Raw genomic sequence first — 24,734 nt, 5'->3', positions numbered from 1 at the left:
GTAAAAAATGATAAAAACACAGCAAACTATATAAAAATTTAGTATATAATTAGATTAAAAAACTAGATTCCTGCTTTCACAGAAATGACATTGAACATGTTTAATGATCCATGCAACAACGCCAATAATAGGAAAACTGATCCACTCAACAATTACTTTAAATTAGACCAAATGCGGTTTTTTGCAATATAGAAAAAGATAGTAAATACCGCTAAAAACATCATAACTTTAAGACCCATAGATTTACGATGTTCCATTTCCGGCTCAGCTGCCCATTGTAGAAATACCACAATATCTTGCGACATCTGCTCTACACTTGCGTTAGTACCGTCCATATAGGTTACCTGCCCATCTGTAAGCGGCGGCGGCATTGCTATTTGCTCGCCAGGGAAATAGGGATTATAATGAGTTCCCTGCATCAGCTTAAAATCTGCCGGCGGTTCGGTATAGCCGGTAAGTAGCGAATATATATAATTAGCGCCGTCATGACGTGCTTTTATTATCAACGATAAATCAGGAGGATGGGCACCGTTATTAGCTGCTCTTGCTGCTTGCTCATTAGGGTAAGGAGGTACAAAACGATCAGAGGGAAGAGCGGGGCGGTCAAACATTTCACCATCATCATTAGGTCCGTCTTGTATCATATAACCTTTGGCAATCTCTTTTATCTCATCATCCGAAAAGCCGATATCTTTAAGATTACGGTAATATAAATTGTTTAAACCGTGGCAGACACTACAAACTTCTTTATAGACCTGAAAACCTCTTTGTGCTGCTTCACGATTAACTGTACCAAATATGCCGTCAAACGACCATTTCATCTTTTTTGGATGTAATACTTCTTCGTTGGCTAAACTTAAGCACGAAGTTAGTAGTATGATGATAGAGATCAGTAGTTTAGTTTTCATAAATTTTTTTGAGTCGTCATTGCAAGGACAAATTGCAAATGTTGACGAAGCAATCTCAGGAGTGTATATATTATTTTATAAGATTGTTGTGTTGAGATTTTGTCTTTCCTTGCCATTTATTTTATTAATTTAATTTTTTTATTTCTTAAACCGGCTTTAATTTGTTTTTCTCTATTTATTGCTGAATTCATAGTTGATGAATTTTATAAAATACTAAAATTTTGCAATTTTTACTAAACTCCTTAATTGTATCATTTTTGTGTTGATATATTCTTTTTATTCAATTAAAAGTAACACCAGTATAGAGTATACCATTTTGCTTATTAGTTACTATAATATACTATTGGTTACTTCATAAATTTGTATAATACAAAAAACGCCATTGCGAGCAGCCATAGGCTGCAAGGCAATCTCATGAAATAATAACAAACTCCTGAGATTGCTTCGTCAATTGCTATGCAATTTCCTCGCAATGACATCTCTTTGCAATGACTTAACTCTTACAACTCCTCCGGCAATGGCAGAGGTTTTTCATATTTACCTATCAGCGGCAGAGCTACTAAGACATGAAAAAAGTAATAACAAGCAGCAAAACGGCTAATGGTAATATACGGCTCTTCTGCCGGCTGCCCACCTAAATAACCAAGCAATAAACAATCTGCCATAAATATCCAAAAAGCCATTCGGTATATCGGTCTATAATTGCTACTTCTAACTTTTGAAGTATCAAGCCAAGGTAGTAACAATAACACAAATATACTTCCGAACATTAATAGCACCCCACCGAGCTTAGACGGCACGGCTCTAAGTATTGCATAAAACGGCAGAAAATACCATTCAGGGACAATGTGGGCAGGCGTAACTAACGGATTTGCTGGAATGTAATTATCGGGATGTCCTAAATAATTAGGTTCGTAAAAAATAAAATAGGCAAATATTATGAAATAAACTCCGAAACCGACAAAATCCTTTACGGTATAATAAGGGTGGAACGGAATAGTATCTTTAGGGCTTTTAACATCTATACCTTTTGGGTTATTTGAACCATGCTGATGCAAGGCCACTAAATGCAGCACCACTAAAGCAACAATAATAAACGGCAATAAATAATGTAGTGAGAAGAACCTATTTAATGTCGGGTTATCAACAGAAAAACCACCCCATAACCACGTAACTATGAATTCCCCTATTAACGGAATAGCGGAAAATAAATTAGTAATAACCGTTGCTCCCCAGTAGCTCATCTGCCCCCAAGGAAGCACGTAACCCATGAAAGCAGTAGCCATCATGGTTAGAAAAATGATGATACCGATATGCCAAAGCAGTTCTCTAGGTGCTTTATAAGAGCCGTAATACAAACCTCTTGCTATGTGTAAGTATACTGCGGCAAAAAACATCGATGCACCTACCGCATGAGTATAACGCAGTAACCAACCGTAATTCACATTACGCATGATTCGCTCAACACTATCGAAAGCATGATCAACATGCGGAGTATAGTGCATAGCAAGTATGACGCCGGTGATTATCTGAATCACTAACGCAATACCGGCAATAGAGCCTAAATTCCACAAATAGCTAAGATTTTTCGGAGTTTGATAATGACTAAAATGCTTTAGGAACGCAAAAATAGGAAGACGATAATCTATCCATTCTATAATAGCATTAGGCTTTTTAGGGGTAATATCTTCATTCATAAATAATTACCCGATTCTAATTTTTTTGTCGCTAATAAAAGTGTAAGGCGGCACAGCTAAATTTAAAGGAGCAGGACCTCTTCTAACTCTACCTGAAGAATCATATTGTGAACCATGGCACGGACAGAACCATCCATCATATTCACCTTGATTAGCAAGCGGTACACAACCTAAATGCGTGCAGATCCCGATCGTCACCAGCCAATTATCATGCCCTGCTTTCACACGTGCTTCATCTGCTTCAGGATCAATCAGCTCTGACATTTTCACGGCTCTTGCTTCAGCTATTTTGTCAGGCGTACGGTTAGTGATAAAAACCGGTTTACCTTGCCATTTAACCGTAACTGTTTGACCTACCGCAATATTTGATAAATCAACCTCAATTGATGATAAAGCTAGCACGTCCGCAGAAGGGTTCAAAGAATCAACGAGAGGCCAAAGAGTACATGCTGCCCCAATTGCTGCAACACTACTAGCCGTTAGAACCATAAAATCACGACGTGTTGTTTGTTTGTTTTTATTATCTTCAGTATCCGACATATAATATTAAAGTGACATAAATTAATGATTATTATTACTACCGCTTGGGGTATTATTAAGATTATTTGGATTTTCTCGTGCTTCATAAGGATTTATTATAGGACGTTCAGCATCTGCAACACTATCTGCTTGTTTTGGCGTAAGTTTATTTATTTCATCTTCTAACACTCGTGCTCCTGTCCCTTCTTCATGCTTATATTCGCCAGGATCACTTAAGCAATTCCAAAAACTAACTAAACGATTCCAATTAGGACCGAGTTTTGTAGTACAATTTTGAGCAACTGCTTTAGTTGTATCTAATATCTCGACTGTAGTTTCAGTAAAATAATCTATAAACCCAATTTTTTTTAAGCCCAATACTGTATAATATAAAGTAATTAAGGAAGCAACCGCTATAATTAAATACCATTTAGTGATAATAGACCACAGAAAAAATCCCATAGGATTTGCTGCCATTAACCTTCGTAAAGCCTGCCACATATATTTTGCTCAAAAAATTTATTAATAATATTCATCTTATTTTATATCACTACATTAGTAAAAATAAAGCAAAATCACGTAATATTATAAATATTTTTAATTAAACAGGAACTCAAGAAGAATGAAATCGGTAAAAATACTAAATTAATTCCTATCATAATAAAAATTAATTGTAAGTTATTATCCTGTAATATTAAACCTGTCATTATAATATTCGGAATTAATAACGGCATGATAAACGTACCGACAAAGTTAGCATTCTTCTTAAAATAACATTGCACGCTACCGGATAACACTACTAAACTACTTGATAACACTAATATCATCCATACACTAATAAAGAAAAATATTATCTCAAGCAAAGTTTTATCAAACAAGACATAAATAATGGGTAAAACAAAAACCAGCCCTATCGTACTACTGATAAATATAGCAAAAAATTTAGCCAATATAATTTTTTCATGACTAACAATTGATAATAATAACTCTAAGCTTCCGTCTTCCAAATCAGATTTAAATATAACCGAAGAAAAACCGATTAATGAAATTAATAAACAAATGACCGAAAAAATTAAACCGAATTTGTTAATATCCCTTTCACTGTTAATTAAAACAGTACTAATTATGCAAAATAAAAAAAATATAACTAGATATTTTATTATATTATTAATGCGATTCTGCACTATCAATTCACGCTTAATTAGTACAAATAGACTATTCATAATTATTAAATACGTTGTAAATTAAGTACATAATAGCTGCAACAGTTAAACCTATACCCATTTCAACAATAACTATCGCAATATGCTGAGCAAGTAGCTTATCATTGATAAAATTTGTTAGTGAATAATAATTTAAATAATTATCGTTAAAAAAGAGTGATATTGTTCCTACAATTGCATATATTGCTACACCTAAAACCGCAATACAAACTAGCACGTTAGGAGGAAAATATCGGCTTAATTTTCGATTACCGTAAACTAAATCATAAGCAATAAGGCTAGATGCCAATATAACACCTGCTTGAAACCCACCACCCGGCGAAGACTCACCGTTAAGCTGAATATATATACTATATAAAATTATATAAGGTATTATAAAACTAGTAATATATTTTATTATTGGATTTGTCATCCCGTGGCTTGACCACGGGATCTTGTATCGCCTGCTGTGTCCTGAGATACCGAGATCAAGTCGCGGTATGGCATCATCAGACTTTCTTGAAAATATCAACAGCACGGCAATTCCTGCAATTAAAATTACGCTAGTTTCACCTAAAGTATCATATCCACGATAACTTGCAAGAATAGCCGCAACAAAAGAAGGTATACCTATATCTCTATAGGTATTTTCGATATAATATTTACTTGAATGCATATGAATAGGAGCATTATCATCACCGTAATTCGGTAATTCTAGCCCCATATAAGCAAGAGTTACTACAAACAATAAACATATTAAACTTGCTGGAATAATATTAGTTCTCTCAATATTCTTTAAATCCGAAGGTAATTTACGCAACAAATTCAAATATACGCATGTTGATAAGCAAGCTCCAAGTGCTGCCTCGGTCATTGCGACATCAGGAGCATCCATAATAAGATAGGATACACCAATTAATAAGCTAAATACAGAAGCAGCAATCACTGCATTTAGTAAATCTTTAGCAAAAATTATTTTTATCGAGATTAAGATCAATAAAAAAGCAATTAAGTTAAGTAGGTAATTGCCGAGATCAAAATTTAAAGCTGTCTTTACTGTCATATGGTTATTAAAATTTAACGTCATTGCGAGGAGAAACGTAATTTCGACGTGGCAATTTTATCAAGTATCCTGAGATTGCTTCGTCAATTACTTCGTAATTTTCCTTGCAATGACGGTACTATCAGCTCTAATTTTCATAAATAAAGATGCTTTACCAAGTGCATGAGTTGCTACCGGATTTAGTATAAAAATCAATAAAGCCGCTAAAATTAATTTAACAGAGTTCACAATATCTGCTTCAATGCACGCAAAACCTATTAAGCAAATAGGCACGCCGAAACTCTCAATAACACTTGCGGCATGTAATTTAGTATAAAAATCAGGAAATCTAAAAAAACCGATTATTCCTGAAAATATAGCAAATAATCCAATAATTACTAATAAAATTCCTATATAGTATAGTGTCATTGTGTTTATCCTTCTTTCATCATTGCGAGGAAATTATAAAATAATTGACGAAGCAATCTCATGCACAAGTCCTGAGATTGCCTCACGAACTAAAGTTCACTCGCAATGACGTTTTTACTCACCTTGAGCCAAGCTATAACCTGCAACCCCGTCAAATTCAAACAGATTCTCTACTTTGATAAAATCGATATTTGCTGTGCTTAAAGCTTCAAGCAATCTTGTTATATCTAAATGCTTTATTTCGGTGCCGTCTTTATTCATAAAACGACAACACCAATGATCGGAAACAGTTTCAAACCTTGTATCACGAGGCCACAGCTTTAATCCTTTTGACGAGATTATTTTTAACTCAAAATTACCAAGATCAAGTTTATTAATTTTATCTGCTATATCATGAGCAGAAGATACATTCATATTCACAAATATATCCGTACCAACCAATTTCTTAACTTCTTTAGTATCAATTTTATAATCTATATTGCTTTCTTGCTTCTCAGCAATTAAGGGATAATCTGCTTTAGGTAGCTTTGTCGGTAACTGTCCTAATCTTTTTGTTACTTCTTCGGCAAATTCTTTTGTACCGACTTTTTTACTAGAACTCTGCTCGTTATATATATCGGCTGTATGAACGCCATCCTCTATAGTTTTTTTCCAAGCATTTTCGATTAATGTAGCGATATCACCCTGCCCTATATGTACTAGCATCATTATTGCAGCATTTAAAAGCCCTGACGGATTTGCGATATCTTTACCGGCAATATCGGGAGCACTTCCATGTACCGCTTCAAACATCGCATAATGCTGCCCAATATTTGCAGAACCTGCAAGACCTACCGAGCCTGAAATTTCAGCAGCTACGTCAGATATGATATCACCGTATAAATTAGAAGTTACGATAACGTCAAATATTTCCGGTTTGGTAGCAAGCCTTGCCGTCCCGATATCGATAATATAATGCGCGTTATTAATTTGCGGGTATTCTTTTGCAATCTCATTAAATACTTTATGCAAAACCCCATCGGAAAATTTCATAATATTATCTTTGCTTAAACACATGACTTTTTTACGGTTATTTTTTACTGCATATTCAAAAGCATATCTAATAATCTTCTCACATCCTGTATGACTTATCAACTTCATTGACTCATACATATTATGCGTTTGACGGTATTCTATACCTGCGTATAAATCTTCCTCATTCTCACGTATAATAGTTAGGTTCAAATTTGGATGTAATGTTCTAGTAAAAGGATGAAACGAAACGGCAGGACGAATATTAGCAAAAAGCTGTAATGTTTTACGAATCGTGACATTTAAACTTTTATATCCTCCACCTTGCGGAGTAGTAATCGGGGCTTTAAGTATAATACCGGTGCGTTGTATTGATTCCCAGCTTTCCTCGCTTATGCCTGAAGTATAATGCTTCTTGTAAAGCTTTTCACCTACTTCAATGGTTTCTAAACGAATACGAGCCTCGGCTTTACGTAATATATAAAGCACTGCCTCCATTATTTCAGGACCTATACCGTCCCCGTATGCAATTGTAATCGGTGTAAATTCTGCCATATTAAATACTCTCTTGTTTATATCATTCCCGCGTAGACGGAAATCCAGTAAAATCTATAAAAACTAGTTTTTATAGATTTATTTTATCAAATATGTAACTTCTGTATCAATATTGAAGTTATTTTTCTGGATTACCACCTACGCGGGAATGACACACAAAAATCCATACAACACTATCAATAGTTTATTGTTACTTCTTTTAATCTCTCATTCAACATAAAAGTCACTTCGGAAGTTATATTCAAATTATTTTTGGCATATAAGACTTGAGCACTTGGAATTACCAAATTAAGGTTATATTTCTCAGCAAGTTCACTAATTATTGTAATAGTTGTTTCATGGACTCTACTCATAGCCTCAGCGTGGGCTTGTTCAAGTTTTGTTTTCTTAATCTGAATTTCTTTTCTCACGTGGCTAACTTTTGCATTAAATTCGTTTACTTTATGCTCAAATTCAGTTTCACTTAAATGAGAACGCTCATTTAGCAGCTTCTCTTCCAGCGGTTTAAATTCTGCTTCTTTTGCAGCAATATTCTCTTGAATTTTATGATTAAGCTTTTCGATTTTATTACGCAAATCTTTTATAGCGATCGAACCTTCCAATATAGATTGTACATCAGCAACAGCTACTCTAACTTTAAAATTATCTTCTTTAATTGGCACATTTTGTGCCTCCGTAATAGTTGAGAAATTTATTATGAATATGCATAAACATAATATTCGGTATATCATCCTTGATCCTTTTAGGTTAAACGGTATCGACTAGAATTGTCATCCCATGGCTTGACCACGGGATCTTGTGTCACAGGCAGTATCCTGAGATTCCGCGATCAAGTCGCGGGATGACATTCAAGATGACTGGATTCCCGCCTACGTGGGAATGACACTGGAGCAACACCCTTATTAATCTAAGAATAAATAACATCAAGCAATTTGTCTATAATTAAAAACTTAACCTTTACCTAACATTGGCACATTCCCGCCTCCCCATGGTATATATTCGCCATCCGAATAATAATCACTAGAAATAGGTTCAAACGAAATAGCTTTTATTGCTTCAGGACTTAAATAGGTACTCTCTCCATCACTAAACAAAGGTTCAGTAGCCGGTTCTTCTAGCTCAATATAAATTTCATGCTGTTCATTTCATTAAATTCATATAAAAAAAGCTTCATGAATATGCTCTGTTCCTTTGTTCTTAACCAAAACTACTGTAATACCATAGTCTTTTGCAGCATTGACAGTTATTTCGGTATTATTAATTATTTCTCTTATATATTCTTTTTTAGTACAATTTTGTATTTCTTCAAAATTATTAGAAGGTAAAGCTGATTTTATATAAATTTTTGCTGCATCTTCCTTTCCTAGTAACCTTGCTAATGCATATTTTACAGCATGAGGATAATCATTAAATGATGCTATAGCTATTTTATATAATATTCTTAAAAAGGCGTGCTATTTGCTCTTCATTTTCCAACCTAAATTTTCATTATCTAGGAATTTCTCCATCAGCTCTATAGAAAATTTTTGCTCAAGCCTAACTTTTTCTTGCTCTCGTTCTTCATAGGAACTAAAAAAGCGATGTTGTATATTACGTGCTATTAAACCTCCTAACCTCTCTCCGATATAATTATGCGAATGTCCAACTAAAGTATTGTCACAATCAAATATAAATAAAACTGTATTATCGTTCATTAATTTCTCTTATTTTAAAGTTTAAAAATTCTTAGTAATTTTTATTCTACAGTTAAATCAATTTCTTTTTCAAGAACTTATATTCCAATTTTTGGTATTTTAGTGTATAATAGGAAAAACTATTGTAAACTTGTGAGAATTTTTAAAGATGACATCTATTCGTAATATAGCAATTATTGCCCACGTTGATCATGGAAAAACTACGCTTGTTGATAACATGCTTAAACAAAGCGGAACATTTAGAGCTAACCAAGCAGTTGCTGAGCGTGCTATGGACTCTAACGATCTTGAGCGTGAGCGTGGAATCACGATACTTGCCAAATGCACTGCTCTTATGTGGAACGATATCCGTATCAATATAGTGGATACGCCAGGACACGCCGATTTTGGCGGTGAAGTAGAACGCATCCTTAGCATGGTTGACGGTGTAGTGCTACTTGTCGATGCATCGGAAGGACCAATGCCGCAAACAAAATTCGTGCTTTCTAAAGCGTTAAATCTCGGCTTAAAACCTATTGTCGTTATTAATAAAATCGATAGAGATGACCAAAGAATTAAAGAAGTTATCGATGAAGTATTTGAGCTATTTGTGGCACTTGAAGCAAACAACGATCAGCTTGACTTCCCTATAGTTTATGCATCAGGTAGAGCAGGTAGAGCATCTTTAACCTTTGATGATAAAATTAATCCTTTAGACAATTTAGCAGATGATTTAGCACCGCTTTTCGACCTTATAGTACAGCATGTACCAAAACCCTTAGCCGATGACAAAGCACCGTTTTCTATGCTTGTTACTACTAGAGAATATAACTCTTTCTTCGGTAGGGTTTTAACAGGTCGTGTACAAAGCGGCACTGTTAAAATTAACCAAAACGTAAAAGTATTAAATCGTGAGAATAAAGTACTTGAAACCGGACGTATCACTAAAATATTAGCCTTTAGAGGCTTAGAGCGAATCGCTATAAATGATGCTACAGCCGGCGATATTATTGCCGTAGCAGGCGTTGAAAACGCCAACGTTGCCGATACTATCTGCTCCCCTGAGGTAACCGAGGCCGTACCGTCTCTACCTATCGATCCGCCGACTTTATCCATGACTTTTAGCGTTAATGACTCACCGCTTGCAGGAAGCGAAGGGACAAAAGTTACGTCGAGCTTAATTGGAGCTAGGTTAATGCGTGAGCTTGAAAGTAACGTGGCCTTAAAAGTTACTGAAGCTGCGGAGAAAAATGCTTTCCAAGTTGCAGGGCGTGGTGAGTTACAACTTGGGATCTTAATTGAAACTATGCGTCGTGAAGGATTTGAGCTATCTATTAGCAGACCCGAAGTATTATTCCAAACTGATGAGAAAGGTAATAAGCAAGAACCGATGGAAGAAATCCAAGTTGACGTTGATGATGATTATGTTGGAGTAGTCGTAAAATCTTTAGCACTGAGAAAAGCCGAAATGACTGATATGAGGCCGTCAGGCGGCGGTAAAAGCCGTGTTACGTTTATCGGACCGTCTAGAGGGTTAATCGGCTATCACAGCCAGTTTTTAACCGAAACACGAGGCACAGGGATTATGAATCGTATTTTCCATGGATATGCTGATTATAAAGGAAATATCGAGGGAAGACGTAACGGTGTGCTTATCTCTAACGGTGACGGGGCAGCAGTCGCATATGCTCTATGGAATCTAGAAGAAAGGGGGAAAATGTTTATAAACCCTAGTGACAAAGTATATAGAGGCATGATTATCGGCGAACATAATCGTGATAATGATTTAGAGGTAAACCCACTAAAAGCGAAACAACTGAGCAACGTTAGAGCAACAGGTAAAGACGAAGCCATAAGGCTAACTCCGCCAATGCTTTTAACGTTAGAGCAGGCAATCAGCTATATACAAGATGACGAGCGAGTTGAAGTCACACCGAAATCTATTCGTTTACGTAAAGCTCTACTTGACCCTAACGACCGTAAAAGAGCTGCAAAGTAGATATGCCTAAACAAGTTGACATCGTCATTGCGAGGGAAAACTGTAAGTTTTGACAAAGCAATCTCTGGAATCTTGCTTTATGAGATTGCCAAGCTCCTTTCAGTTGCTCGCAATGACGAAAAAACTAAGCTAATACATTAAATACTATAATAACAAACCTTTTTAACGGCTTCTATTACATCGCTCTCACTCGGCAGAGCTAGTGTTTCTAAATTAACAGCATAAGGAAGGGGAAGATCTTTGCCGCTTACAATCTCTATCGGAGCATCTAAATAATCAAATGCTTCTTTCATAACAATAGAAGCTATACTTGCACCAACACCTGCAAAAAACCACCCTTCTTCCACTACAACTAAACGATTAGTTTTTTTCACTGATTCTATTATTGTCTCAGTATCAAGCGGTTTAATAGTGCGAAGATCAATCACCTCACAATCAATATTATCATTCTGCACAACATTTGCAGCATCTAAGGCAAGTTTTACTTGCATCGAGAAAGTTACTATAGTGACACTACTACCCTCTCTTAAAATTTTTGCCTGACCAAAGGGTATAGGCTCGATTGTTTTCGGCACGTCAAAACTATGACCGTATAAAATTTCATTTTCTAAAAAAACAACGGGATTATCGTCCCTAATAGCTGTAAGCATAAGTCCTTTATGATCTGCTGCACTATAAGGAGCTACTACTTTTAATCCCGGAATGTGGGAATAGCAAGCTGTATAATTTTGGCTATGTTGTGCAGCTACTCTACTTGCTGCTCCGTTTGGTCCTCTAAATACTATCGGACATTTGACCTGCCCGCCTGACATGTAATGTGTTTTTGCCGCTGAATTAACTATGTGATCGAATGCTTGCATAGCAAAGTTAAAGGTCATAAACTCTACGATCGGGCGAAGTCCTGCAAAAGCTGCTCCGACTGCAAGCCCTGCAAAACCATATTCCGTTATCGGTGTATCAATTACCCTCTTAGGACCAAATCGCTCTAGTAATCCTTGAGTTACCTTGTAAGCTCCTTGATATTCTGCAACTTCCTCGCCTATGACAAAAACCTTGTCGTCTCTTATCATCTCTTCTTGCATGGCATCACGCAATGCTTCACGTACCGTTATTTGCATTTTTCTTTTTTATTTGATCAAATTAAACATTATTGCAAGGAGGCTTGCCTGCGTGAACGTCATTGCGAGCAGCCGTAGGCTGCGTGACAATCTCATGAAATAATAACAAATTTCTGAGATTGCGTCGTCAAAACTTACAGTTTTTCCTCGCAATGACGCCTTAACAGTACACCTGTGTATACAACTCCCCTTCATCAGGTAGCGGTGAATTTTCTGAGAATTCTACTGCTTCTTTCACAATTTCTTTTACCGACTGTTCTATTGCTTTTAAATCCGCTTCGGTTACATATTTATTGTCGAGTATCGTTTTTCTTATTATTACCAACGGATCACGCTCTTTATATTGCTCCACTTCTTCTTTACTACGATATTTTGCCGGGTCGGACATCGAATGCCCACGATAACGATAAGTTTTTACCTCTAATATCAGAGGAAAGCTATTTTCTCTAACATACTCGGCTGCTTGCTTAGAGCCGTCATACATTTCTTTAAAATCCATACCGTCTAGCTGAAATCCTTTAATCCCAAACGATGCCCCTTTCTTATATAAATCACGCATAAAGGTAGAACGTGCTACAGACGTCCCCATCGAATATTCGTTATTTTCAATAATATAAACTACCGGCAAACCCCATAAAGCAGCCATATTAAAAGCTTCATATACCTGACCTTGATTAACGGCACCGTCACCTAAAAAAGTAAAACAGATATTATGCGTATCGTTATATTTTTCAGCAAACGCAAGCCCTGTACCTATCGGTACTTGAGCCCCTACTATACCGTGTCCACCGTAAAATTTGTTGGGTACATTAAATAAATGCATCGAGCCACCCTTACCTTTCGAGCAACCTGTAGCACGCCCCATAAGCTCGGCAAGAACATACTTAGGCTCAGTTCCTGCTAAAATAATATGAGCATGGTCACGATAGCTAGTAATAGTGCTATCACCTTTTTGTTTAACCATATCTACTGCAGAAATTACTGCTTCTTGCCCTATATATAAATGACAAAAACCACCGATTTCTCCCATTCCGTATAACTGACCGCATTTTTCTTCAAAACGACGCAGTAGGAGCATATCTTTAAAGCTTTTTATATATTCTTCCTTTGTCGGCTTATATTTTCCTAACTTAATATCCACTAATTACTCCTTAAGACTATTGTTATCCCGTGGCTTGACCACGGGATGACATCTGTAAATTAAAAGTCACAAAATATGGCACATGATCCGAAGGTGAAAACCAATCACGTGCTTCTGATAGCAAATGCATAGAAAATAATGCACCTTTTAAATTATCGCTAACCCAAATATGATCAAGTCTTCTACCTCTGTTAGATTTTTTCCAATCTATATTTCTATAACTCCACCAAGTATAAAATTTTTCGTCAAGCGATACGAAATGTCTGCTACTATCAATAAAACCTAACGCATTTTGTAGCTCTACCAATAACGAGCGTTCAATATCGGTATGGCTGATAACATTTCGCAACTGCTTACTAGACCATACATCATGTTCATGCGGAGCAATGTTCAAGTCCCCAACAATAATCATTTTATCATTTTTAGTACGGTTAGTCGTTAACCATTCCTGCATTAACCTTATATATTCAAGCTTATGCTTAAATTTTGTATTTACCTCGATATCAGGTATATCACCGCCGGCAGGAACATAAAAATTATGTATTTCTATATCATTAACCATAGCTGCTATATGCCTTTTATCACTATTATATAACTCCAATGAAAAAACATTATTCAAAGGAAATTTTGAAATAATAGCAACACCGTTATATGATTTCTGCCCTGAATATATTACATGTTCATAGCCTATATTTTTAATAACTTCAAGAGGAAATAATGAGTCAGCTACCTTTGTTTCTTGAAGTAAAATAATATCCGGCTGATGTTCATATGCTAATTTTCTTAATAAATCGATCCGTAGACGCAATGAATTAATATTCCAAGTAACTATCTGCATTAGACTTGTTGTATAACCCCTCCTTCTCTCTAAAATAAATTATTCCAAGTTGATTTAAAGGATTTTTCATGTCAATTTTATCTTTTTCTTCTTCAGGAATTTTTATCATAGTATTACTGAGTATAGCAAAATAAAGATTATCAGGCAAAACATATCCTGCTTCACTTTGTATTCCAAGGGCTTTTCCCGTATAATGAATCATTAAACGCTTAGAATCAAGATCAGTAAGAAAAATACCGTAACCCATATAAGACTTACGCCCTTCTATATCTTGTGCTAAAAAATATTTAGTAGTCATAAGTTTATACGACTTCTTAGAAAGAATTTTCTCCTCATTTAATGCCCTATACCATCTAATAAGATCAACCGGTGTTGATATTATACCACCGTCAGCACAAGGAACTGCTAAAAAATCAGCAGTTACAGAAGTAAATATAGGTTTATTACTATTATTAGGCGTTAAAAAATATCTTACCGGATAATTAGAACTAATAATGTTTTTTTGGATTCTAGCGGCTTCACTATATGAAGCAAAACTAGTAGATTTCATATTAAGCGGTTTAAAAAATTCATCATAAAAAAAGTTAGCTAAATCTTTTTTAGCCACCTTTTCTATCATCATACCGAGTATAACAAAATTAGTATTACTATATTTAAATTTTTTCCCTATAGATATTTCTAAAGGCTTAGAAGAAACAAATTGTAATATTTTCTTATGAATCTCTTTCTTAGGCATATTTAAATCAAGTTTAACAAAACTAAAATATTCAGCAATACCTCTACTATGCGTTAATAAATTATGGATAGATATTTTATATGCGCAATCCGGCACTTTTCCACCCCACATTTCCGGATCAAGATATTTATAAAATATTTAATAATGCCTGTTCTTGTAATTTTAAGATTCCAGCTGCTGTAAAAGGCTTTGTAGCAGAAACAATAGGTATCATTTCATTTGCTTTTAATTGCTCACCATTTAAAGCAAAAATTCCTTTAGCACCGGTGAATAAAGGTTTATAATCATCGGCAAACATAAAAACGGCATTTAAAAACCTATTACTGACATATTCTTTTTCTGCTTCATTGATTCTTTGCTGTATATCTGCAAAACAATCAATACAATTAGTAATAAAAAAAAGCAACAATAAAAAATATCTACGCATCATAACTGCAACACTCCACAAACTTATCAATAGACGTCTTACATAACGCAGCTAATAAAAAGAAATTTGAAGGAGACACGGAACGCAGAACCACAGCGTACACTTGACATGAGGATTCGAGTACCGGATCGACGTACAAATTACCTTTAGAAGCAATTTATGTAAGACGTCTAGTAAAATAAAACGGTAATTTTGTTTCTAACTTAATCTCTTGACCAAAAATTTTTTCAGATAAACATATATTATGAGCATGCAAGAACATATATTTACTATACGGCATTATTGCTTTATTACCATATTTATCATCTCCAAGTATCGGACAACCTAATAATTTAGCATGCAACCTTAATTGATGCATTCTACCTGTAACCGGCGTAAATTCAATTAAAAATAAGTTATTATCAAGTGATTTAAGTACTTTATAATAAGTAATGGCAAGTTTACCATTTTCACTATCAATATCAGTAATTTTAGGTGTACTTCCTTTACTCTTTTCTATATTACTTCTAACTTCGCCTACATTTTTAATTGGCTTCCCATAGGTTACGGCAAAATATGTTTTTACAACCAATTTTTCTTTAAAAGCATCATGAAGTTTTACACTACTTAAATAATTTTTGGCTATTAAGAGCAAACCGCTTGTTTTTTTATCTAATCTATGTACTAGCTTAAAATCAGTACCTTTATAATTCAAATATTTTAATGCAGAGTCAATAGATAAATTTATTTTAGTGCCGCCTTGAGTAGCAAGACCTGCAGGTTTATTTATAGCTATTAAATTATCATCTGCATATATCAAATAATCGGTAGTAATTTTCTTCGCTAGCTTAATTTCAGCGTCGGTAAAAACTAATTTTTCAGGTTGCTTAACAGGTAAATTAAACTTATCGTTAATAAAAATTTTATCGCCGCCCTTTACGCTTAAACTCGCTTCTGCTTTCTGAGAATTAACGGTAATTTGTTTTTGACGTAATGCTTTCTCTATTACTCCTTGAGTCAATAAGGGATATAGACGTTTTAAATATTTATCTAATCTAGAAGAAATAGGAGTATTGACATCGATGATCATATTTTTAATAAATTAGGAACTTTTTATTAAAAAATAGCACCAAATTATTACAGATAACAGGATTATAGCAAAAAGCTGATGTATAGAGGCAATTATTATAGGTACAGAGTATAAAAGAGTAATGATGCCGGTAGATACCTGCATAAATAATGCAATCATTAGAAAATACGCTATCTTATTTAATTTCGGATGCTCTATTTTTAACAAGCAAATTATCAAAACTACAACAACCAAAAATACGCTATAGCCGACTAAACGATGTATGAATTGTATAAAAACCGGATCATACCAATTTTTAAGATCAAAGAAATTATCTTTTATCTCCATCGGGATAAATCTATCATCCATTAGCGGAAAACTATTATATATCAGCCCTGCATCAAGCCCTGCAACTAAAGCACCTAAAAAAATTTGCACATATACTACAGTAATAGCAATACCGGAAAATATTAATGGTAATTTAAAATCTGTTTGTGACGGGATTAACAAAATATCACAACGATTTTTTATTAGTTGATAAAAAAGTATGTGATAAATAATTACGGCGATAATTAAATGAAAAGCAAGTCGAAAATGACTAACATACGGGCTATTCAACAAGCCGCTTTTAACCATATACCACCCTATAAAGCCTTGTACGCAAAATAACAACAAAGCAATTATATAAGGTAACATGTCACGATTTTTTATAACATCTTTAAAATAAAAATATATTACAGGTACAATATATATTAAAGCTGTAATTCTACCGAGTAATCGATGTATAAACTCTAACAGATAAATAAACTTAAACTGTGATAAAGTAATTCCGTAATTAACGGAGTTATATTCAGGAAAAGCTTTATATTTAGCAAATTCCGATTGCCAGCTTTCAAAACTAAAAGGCGGCAAAATACCGGTTACCGGACGCCACTCAACTATAGATAAACCAGAACCGGTAAGCCTTGTTATCCCCCCTATAACAATCGTCGCTATGACCATTATACAATTTATACACAACCATTTTGTAATTAAACTTTTCTGCACTTTTATTTTCAGTTTATGTTTTTTATCGCGTCATTACAGCATTGCTATGTCATCCCCGCGTAGGCCTTGTGGCGTGGATAGGTTTATCATTTATCATCCCGCGACTTGATCGCGGGATCCAGCTAAAAATACTAATATTATTAGTATTTTTTATTATTTTTATGGACCCCGTGGTCAAGCCCACGGGGTGACATTAAGGATTATTGGATTCCTGCTTTCGCAGGAATGACATTATTATAGCCCTCAAATCAAGACTCTGCATTCTTTTCCGTATCTTCGACGGTATTAGAAGGACATTTCTTATTTGATGTTTTATTACGATATCTACGTTTTGTCTTTTTTGGAGCAGCTTGTGCTTCTTCTAAGCCGGCATTACTTTCTACAACTTTCACCTCTTCCACAACGCTTACGGTTTGCTCCACCGATTCTTCTGCCTCTAAACTCTTATCTTTTACTTCATTAGCAACATTATTACTATTATTAGCTGTTTTCCATTTATGTTTATTTTTGCGTAACTGTTCTTTTTTCAGCTCTTCTTCAGTATAATCAGCATTATGATTCTGAATTACCGGCTTAACAGAATTAAAATTATTGTTATTTTTCTTGAACAACTTCACTTTTTCAATCGAATAACTATCTGATGTAGCATTAGGATCGGAATAAAAATTAAGCTTTATATTATATTTTTCTTCAATAAATTTTATCTCAGCACGTTTATTATTAAGTAGATAAATAACTGAAACGATATTGGTAAAAACATTTATTACATCAATTCTTTCTTCAAAAATTTCATTCTCTATAGTACGTAAAATTAACATAGCATTAGCGTCACTTGCTCTAATGACTCCTTTACCGTTACAATGAGAACAAATTGCCGAATTAGTTTCTAAGAAAGAAGAACGTAATCTCTGCCTTGAGAATTCAAGTAGTCCAAACTGACTAATATTACCGGTTTGTATACGAGCACGATCACGACTTAAAAACTCTTTAAAGGATCGTTCAATAATTTTACGATTCTTAGCTTCGCTCATGTCTATAAAATCAACAACTATCAAACCTGATAGATCTCTAAGCTTTACTTGCTTTGCTACTTCTTTGGCTGCTTCTAAATTAGTTTTTAGTGCCGTTTCTTCAATATTTTGTTCAGAAGTTGATTTACCGGAATTTACATCAATTGCAATAAGAGCTTCCGTAGGATTAATAACGATATATCCTCCTGAAGGTAACGTCACTACAGGCTGATATAATTTAACTAATTGCTCTTCTACTTGAAACTTAGTAAATATAGGAGTTTTACTTTTATGCTCTTTCAGCTTTACAAGCTCTGAAGGTAATAAATCCTGCATAAATTTTGAAGCGTCTTCATAACCCTCTTGTCCTTGAATTACCACCTCTTTAACATTGTGATCGCACATATCACGTATGGTTTTACGTATTATACCATCTTCCTCATGAATAAAACACGGAGCCGGAAATTTAATAGTACTTTTACGAATTTTATTCCATAACCTTGCTAAATAATTATAGTCTTTCTTTAAATCTAAGGTGCTACTTCCTCTACCTGCGGTTCTAACAATGACGCTATAAGCATTTTTGTCACCGCTTACTATTTTATTTAAAATATCTTTCAGTCTTTTTCTTTCTTCCCCGTTTGATATTTTACGCGATATACCGTTTTGCGAACCTTTATTAGGCATTAAAACACAATATTTACCAGCCAAGGATATATAAGTAGTAAAAGCGGCGCACTTACTTCCTCGTTCTTCCTTAGTAACCTGCACTAATAATATTTGGTTTTTTCTTATTACTTCTTGAACTTTATATTGTTTATATTGCGGAATATTTGACTCAGGGGTACCGCTTTGAATCATTTCAATATCATCAGCCGCTTCTAAATTAAGTTCTGACTGGAATTTACTCTCTACTAAATCTTCTATGGTTTTTAGGTCAATTTCTTCACTATCAACCAAAGCATCATATATAGCAGCTGGTTTCTCTTTATCATCCTCAACCGTAATATTTGAAAGAGCTATTTCAGGAAAAGCATTAACCGGAAAATTTCTCTCCGAGGTAGGCAAATTGTAATAGTTAGGATGGATTTCACTAAACGGTAAAAAACCGCTTTTATCCATTCCGTACTCTATAAAAACAGCTTGTAGCGACGGTTCTATTCTTGTAACTTTTGCTAAATAAATGTTACCTTTATTTTGTTGTCTTACGGTTGTTTGAAATTCAATATCTTCTATATTGTTGCTTTGTCCTAATAAAACTACTCTTGTTTCGCTTGGAAAATTAGCATCAATTATAATCTTTTTATTCATTTATCTTGCTCACTAACTTGAAGAACAAATAATTAATATAATGCTTGTATCTTAAGAAAAATCATTGTTTATCTTGTATTAATTTATTTAAATAGATAATTTATCTATGAGTAAAGAGCAAAAATGAAATTCTAGATAAACTTCAAATAACACCTCTTTAAAATACTAAAAAATATATTATTATTTTTCTTACATTAAAATATTTTCATATTATTTAATTCATTAATTTTTTTTAAAATTCAACAATAATTATATACAAATTACAAATAAGACTACCATACTTGATTAAAAGCTGATAATATAATAACTATCCATATATACTTAAATAATGGAATTATGAATCTCTTTAATTTTTAAGATAATAATCTTAATCATTATAATTATGAGTTATATACCATGTATTGATGTTTAGCAAACACTTAATTTATGACTTTAAAAAACGATTACAAAACTATTTTTTTCTCACTTTTGGGAATATTTATTTTTTCCTGTATCAATGCTATAAATTTTTATAATTTTAAAATCTTTTTACTGCTAAATAAAAATCTAGGCGGAGAACAAATAAATCATATCAATCAAACTAAATTTATAGGTTCGATAATCGCAGGCTTTGCCTTAACACAGTTAATTAATAAGTTAAGTAATAAAAAAATTATTTTAATTAGCTTATCTTTATTAATTATTTGTACAATAAACCTAATTTTATTAAATAATTATACTCTAATTAAAATTAATTTTATTGTAATTAATTTTGGAACGTTTTCATATTTCACTTCTATAACATTAGACATTATTGAGAGTAGCAAAGAAAAGAAATATTTTTTTTTAGCTTGTATAATGTTGTTATGGGCGGGTGGAAACTTAATGGTAGATTTATTAAATCCATTTATAACACCGACAAATAATACTATAGTAATTTGTGCATTGTTATATTGTATCAATATACTAACCGAATTTCTGCATTATAATCCTACATCTCATAAATTAAATTTAAATTCCAAATTTTCATCCTTAATAAAAAATGTCGAATTACAATTATTGACAGGCTTCGTAGTTGCTTATGTCACCTTGGATATATTATGGTATTATGAAGCTTTTGCATTAAAGAAAGAATTAGTATTAATTAATTTAAGACTTATACTAAAATATATTTTTCTAGCAATATGTTTTTCTATAATTCCTATATGCTATATATTAAGCAAAGTAAATAAATATTTGGCTAATTTATCACTAACTATAATTCTGCTCGTCTGCTTTATTTTACTACCGCTTCATGGAACTAATAAAAACCTTAATATATTATATATAATACTAATCGGTAGTTGTTTAGGATCCATTTATATTTGCAATATTTTAATACTAATTGATAAATTTAGGGATTACGAACTTAGAACAGCTTTATTTGCGTATTTTTCAATGTGCAGCATCGGTACATATGCCGGAGCTTTATCATCTCATGTACCTTACGGCACTATTAACGGCAGTGATTTCTTATTTTCTGTTTTTGCCGTAGTCGGTAGTTTTGTAGCTTATCATTTTTGGTATTTTATTAAGTATACATTATATAGATTTTAATAAGACTTCTTACATAACTTGCTAATAAAGGTAATTTGTACGTCGATCCGGTACTCGAATCCTCACGTTACTTGCGGTGTACGCTGCGGTTCTGCGTTCCGTGTCTCCTGCAAATTTCTCCTTATTAGCAAGTTATGCAAGAAGTCTTATACTAAACATAGACGAAGCTCAACTTCAAAAAGAGCAAGGAATCCACAAGGTGAGGAGCGGCGCGTATACTTAATACGTGAATATCGCAACTCTGGTAGGATGACACAGCCAATTTTGAAGTTCATCGAGTATATGTGTAATATTCTGTAACATAATATAACTTGTATAATTTGGCATTAAATATTAATATTTAAATATATTTTTACAATGCCTAAAATGCAGCAAAGTACATTATTAAAACCGGTTAGTTGTTACGGAATCGGGGTCCACTCAGGAAAACGTACCCAGTTAACTATAGAACCCTCTAAAGAAAATACCGGAATTATATTCATTAGAACCGATATATCTTCTGAAAATAATTATATTGAAGCTAGCTATTTCAATGTTTCCGATACCTTGTTATCTACCACTATCAGTAATGATCATAAAGTTCAAATTTCAACAATTGAACATTTAATGGCAGCACTTTGGGGATGCAGCATTGATAATGCAATTATTAAAATTGACGGTCCTGAAGTACCAATTATGGACGGCAGTAGTAAACCTTTTGTGTTTATGATTGAGTGTGCAGGAAAAAAATTACAAAATGCTCCTAAAAAATATCTAAAAATTTTAAAAGATATAAAAGTAGTTCATAAAGATTGTGAATTATATTGTACTCCTTCCGATCACATGACTGTAGATTTAACCATTGATTTTAGTAGTAAAGCTATAGGCAGACAAAATCTAAGTTTTAGGGATCAAGAATCTTTTACTAAAAATATTGCGGATGCTAGAACTTTTGGCTTTATAAGAGATGTTGATTATTTGAAAAGCAAAGGGCTTGCCCAAGGTGCCTCATTTGAGAATGCTATAGGAATAGATGAGCAGGATAAAATCTTAAACCCAAACGGCTTACGTTATGAAGACGAATTTGTTCGCCATAAACTATTAGATTTATTCGGTGATTTATATACCAACGGCACTAGCATTGTAAGTGCAATTAAAGGCTACAAAACCAGCCATGCTCTTAATAATGAACTATTGCATAGAATATTTAGCGATACTACCTCTTACAAATTTGTAACTAGCAGTGAGTTATAATAATCATTTCATATTGTTAAATTTCGCTTTCTTTTTTGCATCCTTTTTAAATTTTCACTTTTTGTCCTTTTTATTGCAGCATTATTAACTTTATCTTGATCCATAGCTTTAGTTAAAGGATTATATCCTTCGGCTTTACTAGGATTTTCATAAAATGGATTCATTACATTTTTAATATCTTTAACATAGCTCTCTTTGCTATTATCCATTGTTATTTTATTTTCTCTAAAAAATTCTTCTAAACCGTTTCTTTTTATTTCAGAATTAAAACTGCCTATTATTTCTCGAAATTTTTGTATTTTTTGGTCTTTATTCATACTCCAATAATTCTTATCCATTATTAATTTTTTTAAAGCTAATGTTTGCAATACTTGATTCTTAGTATAATTCTCTAATTGTTCTAAATTTTTATATATAGGAGTATCTTGTTTTTTATATTCTTCATTTATATTTAATTTAAATATTGCTTTTATTTCTATTTTTTCCTTTTCAGTAAGACCGTCGATAATTAATGATGCGGTCGTAACTACACCGTAACCCGTAGCTTTTAATATATCAAGCACATTACCGCTCGCACCTTTAATAATAGAAGCGGCCAAATTTGCGGCTCCACCTAAATTATTGCCAAATATTCGTCCTGTACTTTTCAATTTATTTACATTTAACTCATACTTATCTTGAGTAGCATCCTTACCTGCCGTTTGCGGCGTATATAATTCATTTTTCAAAATATCTTTTAAGCTCGGTTCTAATGATAATATATAATCTTGCTGATTTTTAGCATTTCTGTTATGTACTAATAAATTATTCTCTTTATGAAGTTTACACAAATCATGCACTTTCAAAGTCTCAGTTACAGCTTGAATTCCTACGCTAACTCCTGAAACAACAGCTACAGCTATAATTATCGGTGATATAGGAGTAAAAAGTCCAGAAACTGTAATTGCTATAGAAGCTATGGAAACTGCATAACTTAAACTATTGCTAAATAATATTTTACCGATTTTACTTTGTCTAAAACTAGTCCAATAAGATTTTAACTTATTAAATATTTTTCTAACCCTTGATTTTTTTGACATTTATTTTTCTCTCCAAAGAACAAATATTTTTATAAACTTTTCTTTTATTTATTTAATTAACTTCTCTTACAACTTAAATTATAGTATAAATTCTAATAAAAAAACAAAATAAATGTCTGGAAAAGAATTAAATAAAATTGTTGCAGCCATCTTATTTGCTAGTTTAATTGCTATGATGGTTGGATTTGTTGCAAATATATTATACAAACCCACTCTAGAGTTACAACATCGCGGCTACAGCGTTGCGGTTCAAGAATCATCAGCACATCAAAATACTACCGCACTAGAGCAAGCACTGGTAAATATACCGGAATTAATGAAGACTGCCAACGCCGATAACGGTCGTGAAATAGCCAAGAAATGTTTAATGTGTCATTCTCTTGATAAAGACGGTCCAAATAAACTAGGACCGCATCTTTGGGATGTAGCAGGCAGACCAAAAGCGAGCATAGCAGACTATAAATATTCCCCTGCTCTATCAAAACTTGGCGGCGTATGGGATGATGATAGTTTATTTGCTTTCTTACATAAACCAAGTAGCTATGCACCAGGAACTAAAATGTCCTTTGTCGGTATCTCAAAACCACAAAACATAGCTGACGTAATATTATTTTTAAAAACTTATGTTCATGATAAATAATTATCTCACCGAAATATGGTTAATAATAGGTATAATTTGCATAGTTGTTGAATTCTTTACAGTTCCAAGTATTGGATTCTTATTCTTTGGGCTTGGAGCGTTATCAAACACTCTTGTTGTATATAACTACCCTCTAGTTAGCTTAACAAATCAAATAACATTTTTTGGTATATTATCACTTATTTGGTTTTGCATATTATATTATCCTCTTAAAAAATATGTTTATAATAAAACTGATAAAACACAAAATTACTCGGATATGATAGGCAAAACGGTAGAGGTTTATAGTGCTACAGTTTCTTCTGATACTATAGGACAAGTAAGATGGTCTGGTGCTATTATGAATGCTTACCTTGTGCCAAATGAAATCGATGCAAAAACAGGCAACCGACTTTTTATTATCGAAGTTAAAGGGAATGTACTAATTTGTTCTAGAGAAAAACCTAATAATAATTCTTAGCAAAATATTTCTAAATGATATTGCCCGCGTAAATAC

23 protein-coding genes and 3 pseudogenes are annotated in these 24,734 nt (G+C 33.4%); 6 read left to right on the top strand and 20 right to left on the bottom strand.

What is annotated here, in order from left to right; translation table 11 throughout:
• Positions 1–152: 152 nt before the first annotated feature.
• The 11 genes from RSA_RS01840 to RSA_RS01795 form a co-directional block, all read right to left on the bottom strand.
• Positions 153–908 carry a cytochrome c1 gene (locus RSA_RS01840; protein WP_014364533.1) on the bottom strand — a complete coding sequence of 252 codons (756 nt, stop codon included), beginning with the start codon at positions 906–908 and terminating at the stop codon, positions 153–155.
• A gap of 500 nt (positions 909–1,408) precedes the next feature.
• Complete coding sequence (locus RSA_RS01835; protein WP_014364531.1) at positions 1,409–2,605, bottom strand: cytochrome b; 1,197 nt, start codon at positions 2,603–2,605, stop codon at positions 1,409–1,411.
• Between the two features lie 6 nt (positions 2,606–2,611).
• Positions 2,612–3,145 (bottom strand): ubiquinol-cytochrome c reductase iron-sulfur subunit, encoded by a 534-nt coding sequence (petA, locus tag RSA_RS01830; protein WP_004996261.1) that lies wholly within the window; start codon positions 3,143–3,145, stop codon positions 2,612–2,614.
• Between the two features lie 21 nt (positions 3,146–3,166).
• Positions 3,167–3,625, bottom strand: coding sequence for a DUF2670 domain-containing protein (locus RSA_RS01825; protein ID WP_014364530.1), 459 nt, complete (start codon positions 3,623–3,625; stop codon positions 3,167–3,169).
• Between the two features lie 74 nt (positions 3,626–3,699).
• Positions 3,700–4,347 carry a heme exporter protein CcmB gene (locus RSA_RS01820; RefSeq protein WP_012150568.1) on the bottom strand — a complete coding sequence of 216 codons (648 nt, stop codon included), beginning with the start codon at positions 4,345–4,347 and terminating at the stop codon, positions 3,700–3,702.
• A complete protein-coding gene (locus tag RSA_RS01815; protein WP_014364529.1) occupies positions 4,340–5,413 on the bottom strand; it encodes a DUF4040 domain-containing protein in 1,074 nt (357 codons plus the stop codon). Before RSA_RS01815 ends, RSA_RS01820 begins: the two co-directional genes overlap by 8 nt.
• A 63-nt stretch (positions 5,414–5,476) precedes the next feature.
• On the bottom strand, positions 5,477–5,797 hold the full coding sequence (locus RSA_RS01810; protein ID WP_004996272.1) for a Na+/H+ antiporter subunit G: 321 nt from the start codon (positions 5,795–5,797) through the stop codon (positions 5,477–5,479).
• A gap of 114 nt (positions 5,798–5,911) precedes the next feature.
• The gene (locus RSA_RS01805) at positions 5,912–7,363 is read right to left on the bottom strand and encodes an NADP-dependent isocitrate dehydrogenase (protein WP_014364528.1); all 1,452 of its coding nucleotides are present in this window, start codon (positions 7,361–7,363) and stop codon (positions 5,912–5,914) included.
• A 176-nt stretch (positions 7,364–7,539) separates the two neighbouring features.
• On the bottom strand, positions 7,540–8,094 hold the full coding sequence (locus RSA_RS01800; protein ID WP_010977007.1) for an OmpH family outer membrane protein: 555 nt from the start codon (positions 8,092–8,094) through the stop codon (positions 7,540–7,542).
• 219 nt (positions 8,095–8,313) lie between these two features.
• Positions 8,314–8,457, bottom strand: coding sequence for a hypothetical protein (locus RSA_RS08790; protein ID WP_014364527.1), 144 nt, complete (start codon positions 8,455–8,457; stop codon positions 8,314–8,316).
• 360 nt (positions 8,458–8,817) lie between these two features.
• Positions 8,818–9,057 (bottom strand): hypothetical protein, encoded by a 240-nt coding sequence (locus RSA_RS01795; protein ID WP_012150563.1) that lies wholly within the window; start codon positions 9,055–9,057, stop codon positions 8,818–8,820.
• 148 nt (positions 9,058–9,205) lie between these two features.
• Between RSA_RS01795 and typA the strand changes: the two genes are divergently transcribed.
• Positions 9,206–11,035: a translational GTPase TypA gene (gene typA, locus RSA_RS01790; protein WP_010977004.1), complete on the top strand. Its 1,830-nt coding sequence runs from the start codon at positions 9,206–9,208 to the stop codon at positions 11,033–11,035.
• 137 nt (positions 11,036–11,172) lie between these two features.
• Here the strand turns inward: typA and RSA_RS01785 are convergent, their stop codons facing one another.
• From RSA_RS01785 to RSA_RS01770, 4 genes and pseudogenes are all read right to left on the bottom strand, one after another.
• Entirely contained in the window at positions 11,173–12,153 is a 981-nt protein-coding gene (locus RSA_RS01785; RefSeq protein WP_014364526.1) for a pyruvate dehydrogenase complex E1 component subunit beta, read from the bottom strand.
• A gap of 160 nt (positions 12,154–12,313) precedes the next feature.
• Positions 12,314–13,294 carry a pyruvate dehydrogenase (acetyl-transferring) E1 component subunit alpha gene (gene pdhA / locus RSA_RS01780; protein WP_014364525.1) on the bottom strand — a complete coding sequence of 327 codons (981 nt, stop codon included), beginning with the start codon at positions 13,292–13,294 and terminating at the stop codon, positions 12,314–12,316.
• Between the two features lie 22 nt (positions 13,295–13,316).
• A complete protein-coding gene (gene xth, locus RSA_RS01775; protein ID WP_012150559.1) occupies positions 13,317–14,132 on the bottom strand; it encodes an exodeoxyribonuclease III in 816 nt (271 codons plus the stop codon).
• Positions 14,107–15,298, bottom strand: a pseudogene (locus tag RSA_RS01770) (serine hydrolase domain-containing protein). The gene xth and the pseudogene RSA_RS01770 overlap by 26 nt, the downstream one beginning before the upstream one ends.
• 44 nt (positions 15,299–15,342) lie before the next feature.
• Here RSA_RS01770 and RSA_RS09265 point away from each other — a divergent pair.
• Positions 15,343–15,471, top strand: a pseudogene (locus tag RSA_RS09265) (palindromic element RPE1 domain-containing protein); the annotation flags it as partial.
• Here RSA_RS09265 and RSA_RS01765 read toward each other — a convergent pair.
• The 3 genes from RSA_RS01765 to RSA_RS01755 all read right to left on the bottom strand — a co-directional run bounded on the left by RSA_RS01765 (position 15,453) and on the right by RSA_RS01755 (position 19,711).
• On the bottom strand, positions 15,453–16,364 hold the full coding sequence (locus RSA_RS01765; protein WP_014364524.1) for an RluA family pseudouridine synthase: 912 nt from the start codon (positions 16,362–16,364) through the stop codon (positions 15,453–15,455). The pseudogene RSA_RS09265 and the gene RSA_RS01765 overlap by 19 nt on opposite strands.
• 12 nt (positions 16,365–16,376) lie before the next feature.
• Positions 16,377–17,390, bottom strand: coding sequence for a COX15/CtaA family protein (locus RSA_RS01760; RefSeq protein ID WP_014364523.1), 1,014 nt, complete (start codon positions 17,388–17,390; stop codon positions 16,377–16,379).
• A gap of 248 nt (positions 17,391–17,638) precedes the next feature.
• Entirely contained in the window at positions 17,639–19,711 is a 2,073-nt protein-coding gene (locus RSA_RS01755) for an Rne/Rng family ribonuclease (RefSeq protein ID WP_014364522.1), read from the bottom strand.
• Between the two features lie 426 nt (positions 19,712–20,137).
• Between RSA_RS01755 and RSA_RS01750 the strand changes: the two genes are divergently transcribed.
• Positions 20,138–21,286 carry an MFS transporter gene (locus tag RSA_RS01750; RefSeq protein WP_012150555.1) on the top strand — a complete coding sequence of 383 codons (1,149 nt, stop codon included), beginning with the start codon at positions 20,138–20,140 and terminating at the stop codon, positions 21,284–21,286.
• Here the strand turns inward: RSA_RS01750 and RSA_RS09260 are convergent.
• Positions 21,279–21,415, bottom strand: a pseudogene (locus RSA_RS09260) (palindromic element RPE1 domain-containing protein); the annotation flags it as partial. The gene RSA_RS01750 and the pseudogene RSA_RS09260 overlap by 8 nt on opposite strands.
• Before the next feature lie 237 nt (positions 21,416–21,652).
• Here RSA_RS09260 and lpxC point away from each other — a divergent pair.
• Positions 21,653–22,519: a UDP-3-O-acyl-N-acetylglucosamine deacetylase gene (lpxC, locus tag RSA_RS01745; RefSeq protein ID WP_014364521.1), complete on the top strand. Its 867-nt coding sequence runs from the start codon at positions 21,653–21,655 to the stop codon at positions 22,517–22,519.
• 8 nt (positions 22,520–22,527) lie between these two features.
• On the opposite strand, the gene RSA_RS01740 is transcribed toward lpxC, so the two are convergent.
• A complete protein-coding gene (locus RSA_RS01740) occupies positions 22,528–23,598 on the bottom strand; it encodes a hypothetical protein (RefSeq protein WP_014364520.1) in 1,071 nt (356 codons plus the stop codon).
• Between the two features lie 112 nt (positions 23,599–23,710).
• Here RSA_RS01740 and RSA_RS01735 point away from each other — a divergent pair, with 112 nt between their 5' ends.
• Together RSA_RS01735 and RSA_RS01730 are read left to right on the top strand one after the other, a co-directional pair.
• Positions 23,711–24,238 (top strand): c-type cytochrome, encoded by a 528-nt coding sequence (locus tag RSA_RS01735; RefSeq protein WP_014364519.1) that lies wholly within the window; start codon positions 23,711–23,713, stop codon positions 24,236–24,238.
• Complete coding sequence (locus RSA_RS01730) at positions 24,222–24,698, top strand: NfeD family protein (protein WP_014362853.1); 477 nt, start codon at positions 24,222–24,224, stop codon at positions 24,696–24,698. The genes RSA_RS01735 and RSA_RS01730 overlap by 17 nt, the downstream gene beginning before the upstream one ends.
• The last annotated feature ends 36 nt before the right edge of the window (positions 24,699–24,734 follow it).

The sequence above is a fragment of the Rickettsia philipii str. 364D genome (assembly GCF_000283995.1).
Taxonomy (GTDB): domain Bacteria; phylum Pseudomonadota; class Alphaproteobacteria; order Rickettsiales; family Rickettsiaceae; genus Rickettsia; species Rickettsia rickettsii.
This window is presented reverse-complemented; position numbering and strand designations above follow the sequence as displayed.